The organism is Paracidovorax cattleyae (assembly GCF_900104515.1).
Lineage (GTDB): Bacteria > Pseudomonadota > Gammaproteobacteria > Burkholderiales > Burkholderiaceae_C > Paracidovorax > Paracidovorax cattleyae.
In genome coordinates, this window is record NZ_FNJL01000016.1 from 61,386 (window position 1) to 75,512 (window position 14,127).

Below are 14,127 nucleotides of genomic sequence, written 5' to 3' on the forward strand. Positions count from 1 at the left end.
CAGGCTACCGCACGAACCTCAGCATGTCTGCGATCACCACATGGCGTATCGCACGCAGCAGGTGCAACTCGGCTGCCCGGGTTTCGGACGGGATCTGAACGATTGGCATGGCTCCATATTCTTCCGTCATGCGCTCGATCAGTCCGTCCGCGGCATCCGGCAATCGCGCGATCATCCTGGCGGTTTCCCGGACCGCCGTGCCTTTGCCGAGGCCCAGTTCCATCCCGGTGGCCACCAATTTTTCCTGCGTGACCTCGCAGAAATTCGCTGCGCCGGCCACCGGCATGGCCAGGGTTTCTTCGGGCCATACCCTCATGGACGGCTCGTCCGCCAAAGCCGGCGTGTGGTAGACCGCCGTGCAGAGCAGGTCGTAGAAGGGCGCCACGCGCATGCCTTCCGAATCGATGAGGAATGAGATGTTCTTCAGGTGGCAATCCGAGTTGCCGACCAGGGTATTGAACAGGATCCAGCGGAATATCTCCAGTCTCGCCACGGCCTTGTTCAAGCACAGCCCGATAAGCCGCAGCAACGCGGGAAAGGTTGCGCTCGCGTACTTGTTGTGCCCGCTTTCGTTCAATGCCTGGCTGCCATCCACTGCATGCACACGCAGCGGTCGGCCGTCCGCTCCGCGGATGCGATCGAAGCGCTCGATGATGTACACGGGCTCGGGAACATAGAGACGCCATACCGAGGGCACCTTCACGCCCAGCATGGCCGCCAGACGCATCGTGAAGGTTTCGTTCACCACTGAGCGTGGATACCCGACTGCCGTAGAGTCGGGCTTGAGGATGTGCGTAGAGGCGCTTCCCTTCAAAGGTTCGGCCAGCCCGCCCGTCGCGGGATCGAAGCAAACGACCATCTTGTGCTGCGCACCCGCCAGCGACATGCGCTTGGGGGCCTGCCGATGAAGGGAGGCCGCAGGCAGCTTGCGGATGCGCGCGGACAGAACCTCATAGCGGAGTTCCTGCGTACCCTGCACCGCGTCTTCAGCACCGTGGGGTTGCAGCACCAGAGCCCCGGCCGACTCGGCCCCGAGCCGCTCGAGCAGCCCGAAGGCGTCCTCTGCCGGAACACCTTCTTCCCTGCCGATCATGGTGCGCAGCGTCTCTTCCGGCAGGAGATTGTCGAAGAACCACTGCACCGGCCGGACCGTTGCGCCATCCAGTAGCGGCTCCCGGCCCAGCGGCAAAAAGGGAGACAGCGGATAGGGCTGGGGACGGGACAGCCAACTGGCTGCGTACTGGAAGCCCCAGAGGTTGTTCTGGTCGGTCAGGTCGCCCATCCATTCGCCGTTGATGAGCACGGCCAAGGTGCGTTGGCTCACTTGCGTTCTACCCTGGCAGACCTTACCGGCCCAATGGCACCCGGAGACAGCTCATGACTCTCAAAAAGAGCGCGCTTCGCTTTCAGCAATGCCGCCTTCTCCTGATCCCTCATCAGCCGCTCATGGACATCATCAGGCATCTCTAACGTGAACCTGACGCCTAATTCCTTCAAGACCTTCAGCGCGCGGCCCATCTGAACGGTTTCTTTCCCATGTTCCAGATCGCGCATATAGACATGGCTCACTCCCGCACTGCCAGCCAAGTCGTCCTGGCGGACGCCATGGGCTTTGCGTGCGGCACGGATGACTTGGCCAATGTCGCCAACATTGTTGATCAAATAGTTCTTCATGGAGCACTCCAATAGAAGTGATTGCTTAGATTTTATCTGCGCTGAGCGCAATTCAAGCTTGGAATAGAAATGCTCGCTGCGATTTGCATCATTCAATTCAACAAGCAATAAAAAATAAATGATCGTTTAGATTTCACGAGAAAATCTCACACTGCAAGGTGTTCTGCCCGCCTGGCATCCAGCCAAGAAAGCGGGTGATCCGGCGCCTTTTCCCTCCATCCCCCGGGGCCCTCCGATCCCACAATCGGTGCCATGAAGTCTCCTGCCCCCCCCTCCTTCCTCGCACGCGTGCACCGGGCCGCCCTGCGGCTGGGGCTCGCGCACGGCCTCGCCGCGATCGCCCTGCTGGGGGCGGTGGCGCCCGCGCACGCGCTGCGCATCAAGGAAGTGGCGGCCGTGCAGGGGGTGCGCAGCAACCAGTTGACGGGCTACGGCCTGGTCGTGGGCCTGGACGGCACGGGCGACCAGACGACGCAGATGCCCATCACCACACAGGCGCTGACCAACTACCTGCAGCAGATGGGCATCAGCCTGCCGCCCGGCACGGCAGCGCCGCAGCTCAAGAACGTGGCCACGGTGATCGTGACGGCGCAGTTGCCGGCGTTCGCCCAGCCCGGGCAGTTCATCGACGTGAACGTGTCCTCCATGGGCAATGCCAAGTCGCTCAAGGGCGGCACGCTGATCGCCACGCCGCTGCGCGGCGCCGACGGTGAGATCTATGCGCTGGCACAGGGCAACCTGGTGGTCGGTGGCGCAGGCGCCGCAGCCGGTGGCAGCAAGGTGCAGATCAACCACCTGAGCGCGGGCCGCATTCCGGAGGGCGCGCAGGTGGAGCGGTCTGTGCCCACGCCGCTGCACGACGGGGACACCATCAACCTGGGCCTCAATGCCTCGGATTTCCAGACCGCGCGCAAGGTGGCGCAGGCCATCAACGACAAGCTCGGCAAGGGGGCGTCCATCGCCACCGCGCTGGATGGACGCACGGTGCAGGTGCGCGCACCGCAGGATCCGGGCGGGCGGGTGAACTTCATCGCCGACCTGGAGGAACTGCCGGTGGCCGACGCCACGCCGTCCGCCAAGGTCGTCATCAACGCGCGCACCGGCTCGATCGTGCTCAACCAGGCCGTTACGCTGGGCCCCTGCGCGATCGCGCACGGCAACCTGTCGATCACGATCAGTTCCACGCCGGTGATCAGCCAGCCCAACCCGCTGTCGCAGGGCCAGACCGTGGTCGCGCAGAAGAGCGACATCGCGATCAAGCAGGAGCCTGGCAACATCATCCAGATGCCGCCGTCGCCGCAGCTCGCCGACGTGGTGCGCGCGCTCAACACGCTGGGCGCCACGCCGCAGGACCTGCTGGCCATCCTGCAGGCCATCAAGGCTGCGGGCGCGCTCAATGCCGAACTGGAGGTCATCTGATGGCCGCCCCGTCCGCCACCGCCTGACCGCCGGGAGACCGCCATGTCGCTCAGCCTGTCCTCCTCCGCCCCCGCCACGGCCTCGAATGCGCTGGCGGTGGATGCGCGCTCGCTGGATGCATTGAAGTTCCAGGCCGGGCAGAACGACCCGAAGGCCGCGAAGGAAGCGGCCAAGCAGTTCGAGTCGCTCTTCATGCGCGAGATGATCAAGAGCATGCGCGAAGCGACGATGAAGTCCGGCCTGATGGAAGGTGAGCAGGGCAACCTGGGCCAGGACATGCTGGACCAGCAGTTCTCGGTGCAGATGTCGGGCCTGCAGGGCGGGCTGTCGGAAGCCATCCAGCGCCAGCTCACGCGCCAGATCGGCGGCGGCCAGGAAGCCGCGCCCACGTTTTCCCCGCCGTCCACGCTGAGCCTGCAGCCACAGCAGTCCGCGCGCGCCGCCGCGGCGGCCAGCGCCTACGCACCGGCTCCCAAGGGCCGCGACGGCTTCGTGCAGCACCACCGCGACGCGGCCGAGCGCGTGTCGCAGGAAAGCGGCATCCCCGCGAGCTTCATGCTCGGCCAGGCCGGGCACGAGACCGGTTGGGGCCGCAGCGAGATCCGCAGCAAGGACGGCAGCAACTCCTTCAACCTGTTCGGCATCAAGGCCGGCAAGGGCTGGACGGGCAAGGTGGCGGAGGTGACCACCACCGAGTACATCGACGGCACGCCGCGCAAGGTGACGGCCAAGTTCCGCGCCTACGATTCCTACGAGGACTCCTTCAAGGACTACGCGCGCCTCATCAACGACAACCCGCGCTATGAAAAGGCCCGCAGCAAGACGCATTCGGCCGTGGCCTATGCGGCCGAGCTGCAGAAGGCGGGCTACGCCACGGACCCCGAATACGCGCACAAGCTGAGCCGGGCCATCCACAGCACGCTGCGGGTGGGGCCCTCGGCATGAAGGCGGGTGAACGCACATGAGTCTGCTCAACGTCGGCGCGCGCGCCCTCCTCGCCAACCAGGTGGCCCTGCAGACCACCGGGCACAACATTGCCAACGTCAATACCGCGGGCTACTCGCGGCAGACGCTGTCGCTGCAGACCGTGCAGGGCCAATTCACCGGTGGCGGCTACATCGGCCAGGGTGTGGACGTGCAGACCATCCTGCGCAACCAGAACGAATTGCTGACGCGGCAGGCCGCGGCGGCGGATTCCGCCCAGTCGGCCGACAAGACGCGCGCGGAGCGGCTGTCGCAACTGCAGGACGTGTTCAGCGGAGGCACCAGCGGGCTCGGCGCCGCGATCACCGACATGCTCAACTCCTTCAAGGACGTGGTGGCCTCGCCGACGGACATGACCGCGCGCACCGTCACCACCACCCGCATGGACGAGACTGCCGCGCGCATGCGCTCGGCGGCCGAGCGCGTGAACGAGATCCAGTACACGGTGAAGGAGCAGCTCACGGGCGACGTGAACGCGATCAACAGCCTGGCCAAGCAGATGGCGAGCGTGAACGAGCAGATCGCGCGCGTGAAGGGCAACGGGCAGACGCCCAACGACCTGCTGGACCAGCGCGACCAGATCATCCGCCAGATCAACCAGTACGTGCAGACCACCCAGGTGGCCGCTGACGACGGCACGGTGGGGCTGTTCGTGGCCGGCAGCCAGCCGCTCGTGCTGGGCACCACGGCCACGCCGCTGGATGTGCAGGAGTCGAGCCAGTTCCCGGGCAGCGGCCAGTTGAAGGTGTACTTCAGCCCGCCCGGCACCAAGCCCATCGAACTGGACGACAGCATGCTCGCGGGGGGGGAACTCTCGGGGCTGCTGCGCTTCCACAACACCGACCTCGCCGAGGGCCGCAACCTGCTGGGCCGCATGGCGCAGGCCATCGGCATGACGATGAATGCCCAGCACAAGCTCGGCATCACACTGGACGGCCAGCCCGGCAAGGACCTGTTCTCGGTACCCACCAGCATGCCCGGCTATACCAGCGGCTCGGCGGCGGGGAATGTGTCGTTCTCCGATGCCACCCAGTTCGCCGCCTCGGACTACGAAGTGCGCTTCACCACGCCGCCCGCGGGCCAGGTGGTGCGCCTGTCCGACGGCAAAGCCACGGCCTTCACCGACCTCACGAACCTCGCGGGGCAGCAGATCGACGGGCTCAACTTCAATATGACGGCCGCGGGCGCCGCCGGAGAGCGGGTGCTCTTCAAGCCCTTCAGCAGCACGGCGCTGAACATCCAGGCCAAGGTGCTGTCGCCGCGCGACCTCGCCGCCGCAAGCCCCGTCAACGCCTCCATGGGCACGACAAACAACGGCTCGCTGCAGCTGAGCTCCGTCCAGGCTGCCTCCAACCCCTACACGCTGCCACCGACCCCGGGGGGCGTGACCCTGACGTTCGACGCGGGCCCGCCGTCCACCTACGGGGTGACGGGATCGACCTCGCCGGCCTCGGGCACCACCGGGCTCGCCTACACGCCCGGCCAGCCCATCACCATCGACGGCTGGCAGATCACGCTGAAGGGCACGCCGGGCACGGGCGACACGGTGAAGGTGGGCAACTCGCTCGATCCGCAGTACGGCGATGCGTACAAGCGCAACGCGGGCAATGCCTCGGCGATGGACGCGCTGGCCGACGTGAAGATGTTCGACGACGCCACCCTGAGCGACGGCTATGCCGGCCTGATGGCCCAGGTGGGCACGCGCACGCAGAACGCCAAGTACGCCTCGGATGTCTCCGCCACCATTTCCACCAACCTCGAACGCGACCGCACCGCCGTCTCGGGCGTGAACCTGGACGAGGAAGCCGCCAAGCTGATCCAGTACCAGCAGGCGTACCAGGCCTCCGCCAAGGTGCTGCAGATCGCGCAGAACATTTTCGACAACCTGATCCAGACGATGGGCCGCTGACGCCGCCCGCGCCGCACCGGCCTTCCGGAGATCGCCATGAGCACCTTCTACCGCACCGCCTCCGCCAACCAGTACGACAACGCGCTGCGCAACCTGTCGCAGCGCCAGACCGCGCTGTCCAACCTGCAGGAGAACCTGACCTCGGGCAAGCGCGTGGTGCGTGCCAGCGACGACCCGGTCGCCGCGGCCCAGGCGGAGCGCGCCATCACGCGCCTCTCGCGCGTGCAGAGCGAGCAGCGCGCGCTGGAGAATGCGCGCAACACCGTCACGCAGGCCGAATCCACGCTTGGGCAGGCGGTGGACATCGTGCAGGAACTGCGCCAGCTCATCGTGAACGCAGGCGGCGGATCGCTCAAGCCGGAAGACCGCAAGACCATGATGAACCAGGTGCAGGGCCTGCGCGAGCAGCTCTCCGACCTGGTCAACCGCAAGGACACGAACGGGCTGCCGCTGCTGGGCGCGCTGGGCAGCGCACTCTCTCCGTTCCTGGGCCCGCAGACCGGCACCCCCGACTACAGCTTCACCGGCCAGCCGGGCCAGGCCTCCGGCTCGGCCACCTCGCTGCCCCTGTCGCTGGACGGCGAGTCGGCCTTCATGTTCCAGCCCAAGCGCGACGGCGTCTATACGGCCTCGGTGAGCGACATCCCTTCGGGCCGCCTGCTGGTGACGGACGGCGTGAAGCCGGTGAATACGTCCCAGGTCACGGGCGACGACTACCAGATCGTTTTCAGCGGCGTGGGCCCCGGCGCGACGGCAGGCACCACCACGGCCACCTACACCATCACCAACACGACCACGGGCGTGTCGTCCGCGCCGGTCACGGTGCCCGACTTCCCGTCCGACAAGCCCGTGTCGATCGCGGTGAGCGGCATTCCGGGCGTGAGCTTCAACATCACCGGCACGCCCACGAAGCAGTCCGACGGCACCTACAACTTCTCGCCGGCGAACGGCGATACCGTCACGCTCAAGCCCAGCGCCAGCATCTTCAGCACCATCGACCAGGCGGTCCGCGACATCGGCAGCGCCGGCAACAGCAATGCGGCCGCGCAGGCCGTGGGCCAGGCGCTGAACAATATCGACATCGGCATGGAGCGCATCCACAACATGCGCGGCTATGCCGGAGAACTGCTCAACCGCGCCGACCGCATCACGGGCGACCAGGACAAGCGCTCGGTGCAGCTCGAGGCGGACCGCTCGCGTGCCGAGGATCTCGATATGATCAAGGGCATCTCCGATTTCCAGAACAACCAGACCGGCTACCAGGCAGCGCTGCAGTCCTATGCCCAGGTGCAGAAGCTGTCGCTGTTCAACTACATCGGCTAAGCAGAAGCGAGACACGCGGGGCATCGGGCCCGGCCTCCTCCGCCGGCCCGCCCCCGCAAAGCCCAACATGGTCCAATCCGTCCTCGGCAGCCTGATCCTGGGCTACCGTCCCCTCTGGAACGCCGCGCGCCGGCTCACGGCCGTGCAACTGCACGTGCACAACGCCGGCGAAGCCATGGTCGATGCACCGCATCTGCTGCGCACGCTGCAGGAGCTCTGGAGCGCGAGCTCCCCTCCCCTGCTGCTGTCGCCGCAGAGCCCCCAGTTGCTCATCGACCTGCTCGCCCAGGCGCCGCGCGGATCGCCCTGGATCAGCGTGCCCGATGCATGGCTGGCCGATGCCGGCGTCCTCGAGCACGTGCGCACGGCGCACCAGCGCGGCCTGAAGCTGGTCTGGCGCGGGTCGCTGGACCGCTTGCCGCCGGGGGAGATCGCGGCCTGTTTCGACAACAGCCTGCTGTCGCTGTCCGCCAGCGACGCCATGGCGGCGCTGCGCGCGGCCGGTGGCCCGATCCGCGGCGCCCCCGCCCAGCCCAGCCCGGTGATCGCGGGCCAGATTTACGAGAACATCGCGAGCCGCCCGCTCATGGAGCACTGCCTGGACCGGCACGGCGCGCTCGCCATCGCCGGCTGGCCGTCGGAGGATGTGCTCTACAGCCTGCGCCACCAGCAACTGCAGCCCGCCCACGAGACCGTGCACAAGCTGATGCGCGCCATCGACGCGGAGCAGTCGCTGGAGGCCTTCGAGCAGATCCTCGGCGAAGACCCCCTGCTCGCCTACCGGTTCATGGTCTATACCAACTCCGCTGCGCTGGGGCTGCGCACGGGCGTGGATTCGCTGCGACGCGGACTGGTGATGATGGGCTACGGATCGCTGCAGCGCTGGCTGGGCGACCAGCTCCCGCATGCGAGCACCGATCCCAACCTGCAGCCCATCCGCGAGTCCATGGTGATCCGCGCGCACCTGACCGAGCGACTGCTCGACGCCGGGGTGGAGAACGACCTGCGGCGCGAGGTCTATCTCTGCGGGCTGCTGTCGCAGCTGGGAGAGCTGCTGTCCGAGCCGCTGGGCGCCGTCCTGCGGCGCCTTCCGCTGTCCGAGCGGATCTACGACGCGGCCGTGCTGCACCAGGGGCCCTATGCACCCAGCCTGGAGATGGCGTGCGCGCTCGAATCCGAGGATGCCGCCCCGATCCGCGAACTGTGCGAGACGCACGAGATGGACCTGGAGGAAATCAACCGGGGTTTGCTGCGGGTGATCTCGGACCTGGTGGTGGAACGGCCGGCTGGACGGTGAAACACCTCCTCCCTTCTCCGCTCTGCGGCAGCAGGGCTACGTTTGGCGACGCAGGAGTTCGCATGGGGGATTGATGGCCCGCGCGCTTCGTGAAAGATGGGTGCAATTGCATTTCTCTTCTTTCAAAACATGGAAAGTTCACGGACTTCTCGCGGATTGGCGGCGACGCTCCCATCCATGCCCCCCACGGCACGCGGCGGCACTGCACCCTTGGACAGAAAACGCTCCCGACAATTCCCGGCGCACGATGCAAGATGGGACGCGTTGCCAAGGCGTGCTGCCGATGGCCGAATCCCCTGCGTTGCCATGCCCGGGCGGTCACCTGTCATCCATGGAATCTGCGCATCGCAACCTCGGGCCGATGAACCCGCCTATGCGCCAGGAGCGTCCGGCTGGGCAGCGAAGCGCTCTGCGGCATTCGACCAGGCCAGCGCCCTGTCACGCGTCGATCCGGATCACCTGGGCGCCTGCGTGATCTACAGCCTGTTGTGGATGAACGATGTCAGCAGCGGACAGGGCAACGCCGCGTCCAGGATGGCCCGGCTGGACCGCTCGACGCAGGAAATCATCTCGCTGCACGAGCAATACGTGGAGAGGGTGGAGCACAGCGACCAGGACCCGCATCGCCGGAAAGAGCCGCTGCTGCAGACGGCACGGGCACAGGGAGTCGAGCCTGCCGGCAATACCATGGCGATCGATATCCTCGAGAACGAAGAAGCGGCCATGGCGGAAATCGCCGGCATCCTCAGCCAACGCGGCAGTTCGCATCTGCTGTGGCTGGGAAACCTGGGTTCCAACAATCATGCGATCGCCGCGCATGCGGCAGACGGCCGGTGCATTCTTTTCGACGCGAACCTGGGTGAATTCCGGCTCAGGCCTTCCGAAGTACCGATGGTCATGCGTGAGATCGTCGCCCGGAATTCGCTGGACTTCCCCATTCCCGAGATCCTGGTCATGCCGATGCGGACGCAGGCCTGCAACCTGGTCAAAGCCCCCGGGCCGCGCGCTGGAACACCTTCCAGAACCCCGGATCCTGCGTGGTCGTGAAATTGATGCGCATGAGCGTGCAGGGCCGGCGGGTGGCGTGGAACAGCGCGCCGGGCGCGATGAGGTAGCCCTCGTCGAGCATGCGCTGGGCGAGCATGTCGGTGTCCACCCCCGTCTCCACCCAGCCGAACATGCCCGCGGGCTCCGCCGCGAAGCGCTGCCCGGCCTCCAGCGCGATCTGCACGCTGCGTGCCCGCGCCTGGGCCAGGCGCAGGCGCATGCGCTCGGCGTGGCGGCGCAACTGGCCCTGCTCGATGCACTGCGCCAGGGCCTTCTCGAGGATGGATGGCGTGGTAAGCGTGGACAGCAGCTTGGTGTCCAGCAGCCGCTCGACCAGGCCATCGGGCGCGGCGAGGTAGCCCACCCGCCAGTTGGGCGCGAGGATCTTGGCGAAACCGTTCACGTAGATGGTGCGCCGCAGCCCGTCCAGGGCGGACAGGCGCGTGGCATGGTCGGGCGCGATGTGACCGTAGGTGTCGTCCTCGACGATGTGGAAGCCGTGCCGGTGGGACAGCTGCAGGATGCGGTGCGCATGCCCCGGCGACAGGCTGTAGCCGGTGGGGTTGTGCAGCACGCTCACGCTCACGAACAGCTTGGGCGCATGGGCCTCGCAGTAACGCGCCATCACGTCCAGGTCCGGCCCTTCGGGGCCGCGCGGCACGGGCAGCACGCGCATGCCCAGCGCATCGAGACGCGCGAACTCCACCGACCAGCCGGGCTCCTCCACCATGACCGGGTCGCCGGCCTTCAGCAGGGTGCGGCTCACGATGTCCAGGGCGTGCGTGGCGCCGATGGTGGTGATGATCTGCGCGGGTTCCGCCGGCACGCTGAGGTCGGCCAGCCGCCACGCGAGCGCCGCGCGCAGTCCCGCGTCGCCCCGGGGCTCGCCATAGGCCAGGGAGCCGTCCTGCAGCGCACGCCCCGCGGTGACGCGGCGCACGGCGGCGAACATGAAGCGCGCGTCTTCCAGCCAGCCCGGCGGAAACACGCCGGCGCCCGGCTGGGGCTTGGACGAGGCCTGGTGGAACATGCCGCGGATCAGGGTGGTGGCGTTGATGTGCGAGCCCGACATCGGCAGTGCGGCGGCGCCGAGGATCGAGGCTCCCGCGGCCGGTCCGCCCGGTGACCCCGGGGGTACGCCGGCAGGGGCGCCCGACACCGTGGGCGTGGCCCGCTGCCCCGCATCGCGCACGAAAAACCCGCGCTGGCGCCGCGCCTCCACGAGGCCCTGCGCCAGCAACTGGTCATAGGCGGCGACCACGGTATGGGTGCTCACGCTCTGCTGCCGCGCGCATTCGCGCACCGACGGCAGCCGCGCGCCGACGGGCAGCAGCCGGCTGCGGATGCGTTCCGCGAAGCGCTCGGCGAGCTGCTCGGTCAGGGTGCGTTCGGGCGTGCGGGTCAACATGGAAGGCTTTCTGGAAACTGTGTTGCTCAACGCACCGGTACAGTTCATGAGCTTGTGCAGCTGTCTGTATCGGTACTGTAGCGGAATCATGCCTACAGTGGTTCCCGTAACCGCAACGTGCCCCGCCCGCAACTCCGCCGCTCCCATGCCCCTGGTCGAATTCACCGCTCTCCTGGTCCTGGCGGCTGCCATGAGCTTCTCGCCCGGCCCGAACACCACGCTGTCCACCGCCATCGCGGCCAACCGCGGCCTGCGGCCGGCCATGCGCTTCGTGTGCGCGGTGCCGCTGGGCTGGTCGGCACTGCTGCTGGTGTGCGCCGGGGGCATCGGCAGCCTGGTGGCGGCCGCGCCGGCGCTGCGCACCGGCATCAAGGCGGTGGGCATCGCCTACCTGCTGTGGCTGGCCAGGAAGCTCTCGCGCAGCGGCCGGCTCGCCGATGCCGATGCGGCCCGCATGGACGTGGGCTTCTGGTCCGGCGCCGCACTGCAGCTCGTGAACATCAAGGCCTGGCTGCTGGCGCTCACCATCGTGGCGGGTTGGGTGGCCGGCCGGCCCGACAGCCTGCCGCGCCTGGCGGTGGTGGTGCCCGTCATGATCGTGTTCGCCTTCGCGAGCAATTTCCTCTACGCCGCCACCGGTGCGCTGCTGCGCCAGTGGCTGGCCCGCGGCGCACGCCTGCTCTGGTTCAACCGCGGCATGGCGGCGGTACTCGCGGCCACTGCCGCCTGGATGGTGACGGCATGAGCGCCGTGCCCGCAGCCGCTGCGCAGCGCCCCCCGGCGCCGCACTCCGCCGAAACGCGCGGCCTGCTCTGGGGCCTGCTGGGCGTGGCGATCTTCGCGTTCACGCTGCCCATGACGCGGCTGGCCGTGGGCACGGCCGAGGCGCCGCAGTTGCCGGGTGCGTTCGTGGCCATCGCCCGCGCCGCCATCGCGGGGCTGCTGTCGGCGGCCCTGCTGCTGGCGCAGCGCGCGCCGCTGCCAGCCCGCGAAGACTGGCTGCCGCTCGCCGCCACGTCGCTCGGCGTGGTGTTCGGCTTCCCGCTGCTGACCTCGCTGGCCATGCGCCATGTGGCGGCCGTGCATGCGAGCGTGGTCATCGGCCTGCTGCCGCTGGCCACCGCGCTGGTAGGGGCATTGCTGCACCGCCAGCGGCCCTCCGCGCGCTTCTGGCTCTGCGCGCTGGCGGGCACCGCGCTGGTGGTGGCCTTCGCCCTGCGGCGCCCGGAGGGCGGCGGGCTGACGCTGCATCCGGCCGATCTGCTGCTGCTCGCCGCCGTGCTCTGCGCGGCCGTGGGCTACGGTTTCGGCGGCCGCCTGTCGCAACGCATGCCGGCCGGCGCGGTGATCTGCTGGGCGCTGGTGATGGGGCTGCCCGTGGCGCTGCCGGCGGCCTGGATCGTCGCGCCCCCGCCGGATGCCGCGGCCTCCGTGGCCCCCGCGGCCTGGGCAGCCCTGGCGTACGTATCGGTGTTCTCCATGTGGCTGGGCTTTTTCGCCTGGTACCGCGGCCTGGCCCTGGGAGGCACCGTGCGGGTGAGCCAGGTGCAACTGGTGCAGCCGTTCCTGGGCATGTTGTTCGCCGTGCCGCTGCTCGGCGAGCGGCTGGACGCGGCCAGCCTGGGCTTCGGGCTCGCCGTGATGGCCACGGTCCTCATCGGCCGGCGCGCCCCCTCGGGGCAGCAGCGCGGCGGCCTGCCGGCGGCACGTGCCGCACCGGGGAGGCCGCCGCGCAGTTAAGCTCTTTTCCTGGCGGGGCCCACCCCTGCCCCGCCGACTGGCCGCACGACGGCTTTTTTTCGACAACGACGACACGAACGAGGCACGGCCCTTTCCTCCACGGGCTTGCCGCAGGAGATGCTTTCCATGACGACCTGGACCCTGGCCCAACGCGCCGCGAAGATGAACCCCTCGGTGATCCGCGAGATCCTGAAAGTGACCGAGAAGCCCGGCATCATCAGCCTCGCGGGCGGACTGCCCTCCCCCAAGACCTTCCCGGTCGATGACTTCGCGCAGGCCTGCGCGGCGGTGCTCGGCAACGACGGCGCCTCATCGCTGCAGTACGCCGCGAGCGAAGGCTACCTGCCCCTGCGCGAGGCCGTGGCCGACTTCCTGCCCTGGAACGTGTCGCCCGACCAGATCCTGATCACCACCGGCTCGCAGCAGGGCCTCGACCTGGTGGCCAAGGTGCTCATCGACGCGGGCAGCCGCGTACTGGTGGAAACCCCGACCTATCTCGGCGCCCTGCAGGCCTTCGCGCCCATGGAGCCCGAGGTGCACAGCGTGGCGAGCGACGACGAAGGCCCGCTGGTGGACGACCTGGCCGCCAAGGTGGGCGCGGGTGCGGACCGCGCGCGCTTCATGTACCTGCTGCCCAACTTCCAGAACCCCACGGGCCGCACGATGACCGAAGCACGCCGCCTGGCGCTGTCGGCCAAGGCCGCCGAGCTGGGCCTGCCGCTGGTGGAGGACAACCCCTACGGCGACCTCTGGTTCGACCAGCCGCCGCCGCTGCCGCTTACCGCCCGCAACCCGGAAGGCTGCATCTACCTGGGCTCGTTCTCCAAGGTGCTGGCCCCCGGCCTGCGCCTGGGCTTCCTGGTGGCGCCGCGCGCCCTCTACCCCAAGCTGCTGCAGGCCAAGCAGGCAGCCGACCTGCACACGCCCGGCTTCAACCAGCGCATGGTGGCCGAGGTGATGAAGGGCGGTTTCCTGGACCGCCACGTGCCCACCATCCGCGCGCTCTACAAGCAGCAGCGCGACGCGATGCTCTCGGCCATGGAGCGCGAGATGCAGGGCCTCGGCGTGACCTGGAACCGCCCCGACGGCGGCATGTTCCTCTGGGCGCGCCTGCCGGAAGGCATGAGCGCGCTGGACCTGCTGCCCGAAGCCGTGGAGCGCAACGTGGCCTTCGTGCCCGGCGCGGCCTTCTATGCGGACAATGCCGACGCGCGCACGCTGCGCCTGTCCTTCGTCACCGCGAGCGCGCAGCAGATCCAGGAAGGCATCACCGCGCTGGCCGCCGCCATCCGCGCGCGCCTGCCGCAGACTGCAGAGGCCTGACGC

The 14,127-nt window shown here is 68.3% G+C and carries 12 protein-coding genes; 9 read left to right on the top strand and 3 right to left on the bottom strand.

The features are described from left to right. Positions 1-4: 4 nt before the first annotated feature. Positions 5-1,303, bottom strand: coding sequence for a HipA domain-containing protein (locus BLR05_RS14540; protein ID WP_244160103.1), 1,299 nt, complete (start codon positions 1,301-1,303; stop codon positions 5-7). A 17-nt stretch (positions 1,304-1,320) separates the two neighbouring features. Further along, positions 1,321-1,674, bottom strand: a complete 354-nt coding sequence (locus tag BLR05_RS14545) for a helix-turn-helix domain-containing protein (protein ID WP_092835399.1) — start codon at positions 1,672-1,674, stop codon at positions 1,321-1,323. A gap of 252 nt (positions 1,675-1,926) precedes the next feature. Here BLR05_RS14545 and BLR05_RS14550 point away from each other — a divergent pair, with 252 nt between their 5' ends. The 6 genes from BLR05_RS14550 (at position 1,927) to BLR05_RS26580 (ending at position 9,653) form a co-directional block, all read left to right on the top strand. Then, a complete protein-coding gene (locus BLR05_RS14550; protein ID WP_092835401.1) occupies positions 1,927-3,093 on the top strand; it encodes a flagellar basal body P-ring protein FlgI in 1,167 nt (388 codons plus the stop codon). A gap of 42 nt (positions 3,094-3,135) precedes the next feature. Continuing rightward, positions 3,136-4,038, top strand: a complete 903-nt coding sequence (flgJ, locus tag BLR05_RS14555; protein WP_092835403.1) for a flagellar assembly peptidoglycan hydrolase FlgJ — start codon at positions 3,136-3,138, stop codon at positions 4,036-4,038. A 16-nt stretch (positions 4,039-4,054) separates the two neighbouring features. Continuing rightward, entirely contained in the window at positions 4,055-5,986 is a 1,932-nt protein-coding gene (gene flgK / locus BLR05_RS14560; RefSeq protein ID WP_092835405.1) for a flagellar hook-associated protein FlgK, read from the top strand. Between the two features lie 36 nt (positions 5,987-6,022). Then, the gene (flgL, locus tag BLR05_RS14565) at positions 6,023-7,309 is read left to right on the top strand and encodes a flagellar hook-associated protein FlgL (RefSeq protein WP_092835407.1); all 1,287 of its coding nucleotides are present in this window, start codon (positions 6,023-6,025) and stop codon (positions 7,307-7,309) included. 67 nt (positions 7,310-7,376) lie between these two features. After that, entirely contained in the window at positions 7,377-8,606 is a 1,230-nt protein-coding gene (locus tag BLR05_RS14570) for an HDOD domain-containing protein (RefSeq protein WP_092835409.1), read from the top strand. A gap of 306 nt (positions 8,607-8,912) precedes the next feature. After that, on the top strand, positions 8,913-9,653 hold the full coding sequence (locus tag BLR05_RS26580) for a YopT-type cysteine protease domain-containing protein (RefSeq protein WP_279616013.1): 741 nt from the start codon (positions 8,913-8,915) through the stop codon (positions 9,651-9,653). On the opposite strand, the gene BLR05_RS14580 is transcribed toward BLR05_RS26580, so the two are convergent. Next, positions 9,592-11,061 (bottom strand): aminotransferase-like domain-containing protein, encoded by a 1,470-nt coding sequence (locus tag BLR05_RS14580; protein ID WP_092835413.1) that lies wholly within the window; start codon positions 11,059-11,061, stop codon positions 9,592-9,594. The two genes, BLR05_RS26580 and BLR05_RS14580, sit on opposite strands and share 62 nt — an antisense overlap. A gap of 145 nt (positions 11,062-11,206) precedes the next feature. Here BLR05_RS14580 and BLR05_RS14585 point away from each other — a divergent pair, with 145 nt between their 5' ends. From BLR05_RS14585 to BLR05_RS14595, 3 genes are all read left to right on the top strand, one after another. After that, positions 11,207-11,806, top strand: a complete 600-nt coding sequence (locus BLR05_RS14585) for a LysE family translocator (protein WP_092835415.1) — start codon at positions 11,207-11,209, stop codon at positions 11,804-11,806. Continuing rightward, positions 11,803-12,801, top strand: a complete 999-nt coding sequence (locus BLR05_RS14590) for a DMT family transporter (protein WP_092835417.1) — start codon at positions 11,803-11,805, stop codon at positions 12,799-12,801. Before BLR05_RS14585 ends, BLR05_RS14590 begins: the two co-directional genes overlap by 4 nt. A 126-nt stretch (positions 12,802-12,927) precedes the next feature. Next, positions 12,928-14,124, top strand: a complete 1,197-nt coding sequence (locus tag BLR05_RS14595) for an aminotransferase-like domain-containing protein (protein WP_092835495.1) — start codon at positions 12,928-12,930, stop codon at positions 14,122-14,124. Positions 14,125-14,127: the final 3 nt, after the last annotated feature.